A 1,291-nucleotide genomic window follows, 5' to 3' on the forward strand; every position below is an offset into this window, starting at 1 on the left:
TCGCTTCCTAATGTCGTTGTCAAGCCGTCTCGGTCGCTGGGGGTGTGATGTGGTAGCACCGTCTGTCACGAATCAGGGCCCAGAGAACGTTGACGCGTCTGCGGGCCAGGGCCATCACGGCCTGGACGTGCCGCTTCCCCTCCGCGCGTTTGCGGTCGTAGAACTTTCGCGAGTTCGGGTCGCACCGGATGCTGACCAGCGCGGAAGTGTAGAAGACGCGTTGGAGTCTGCGGTGATAGACGGCCGGCCGGTGGAGGTTGCCGCTGACCTTGCCGGAGTCGCGGGGCGCGGGGGCGACGCCGGCGAAGGCCGCCAGGGCGTCCGGGGAGGCGAAGCGGTCCAGACTGCCGCCGACGCCGGCGAGGAACTCGGCGCCGAGGACGGTGCCGATGCCGGGGACGCTCTCGACTATCTCGGCGAGTTCGTGCTCGCGAAACCGGCCCTCGATGAGCTTGTCAATCTCGGCGATCTGCTCGTTGAGGGTCATCACCTCCTCGGCCAGGGTGTGGACCAGTTTGGCGATGGTCTTCTCCCCGGGAACGGAGGTGTACTGCCGCTCGGCCGCCTCAACTGCCGTCTCGGCGAGGGATCTTGCGTTGCGGACCTTGCGGTTGGCCAGCCATTTGGCCAGCCTCGCGGTGCCGGCGCGGCGGATCGCCGCAGGCGTCTGGTATCCGGTCAGGAGCCTGAGCGGGCCGGTGTTGGTCACGTCCAGGGCCCGTTCCAGGGCCGGGAACATGCTCAGCAGGGTGCCGCGCAGGCGGTTGACCGATCGGGTGCGGTCTTCGACCAGGTCCGAGCGTCGACCGGTCAGCAGCCTGAGTTCGATCGCGGCCTCGTCGCCGGGGCTGATCGGCTGAAGGTCGCGGCGCATCCGGGCCTGGTCGGCGATCACGTAGGCGTCGCGGGCATCGGTCTTGCCCTCGCCGCGGTAACCGTCCGAGGCCCGGTTCACCAGGCGGCCGGGGATGTACAGGACCTCCTGGCCGTGGGCCACCAGCAGGCTCAGCAGCAGGGCCGGCTCACCGCCGGTCATGTCGATCGCCCAGGTCACCCGGTCGCCGTCCGCCAAGGCCAGGACGTCGCCGATCAGCCGCAGCAGTTCGGGCTCGTCGTTGGCCACCCGCCGCGACAGCAGGGTCTTGCCCTCGGTGTCGAGGGCCAGGCCGTGGTGGTGGCCCTTCCCACTGTCGATCCCCGCCCATATTCGGCTCATCGTGCTCCTGACGTGCGTGTTCGTGCTGTTCGTACCACGGACGACCTCGCCGGCATTGCTCTACTCAGCGACTTC

At 68.6% G+C, this 1,291-nt stretch carries 1 protein-coding gene; it reads right to left on the reverse strand.

The annotated features are described in order from the left end of the window. Nucleotides 1-19: 19 nt before the first annotated feature. On the reverse strand, nucleotides 20-1,216 hold the full coding sequence (locus ACZ5OX_RS38995) for an IS110 family RNA-guided transposase (protein ID WP_465636943.1): 1,197 nt from the start codon (nucleotides 1,214-1,216) through the stop codon (nucleotides 20-22). Between the last annotated feature and the right edge of the window lie 75 nt (nucleotides 1,217-1,291).

Source organism: Kitasatospora sp. NPDC032121 (assembly GCF_055580145.1).

What these genes read in the sequence shown, in the direction of transcription:
- ACZ5OX_RS38995 (WP_465636943.1), bottom strand. Translation starts at nt 1,216, where the DNA reads ATGAGCCGAATATGGGCGGGGATCGACAGTGGGAAGGGCCACCACCAC.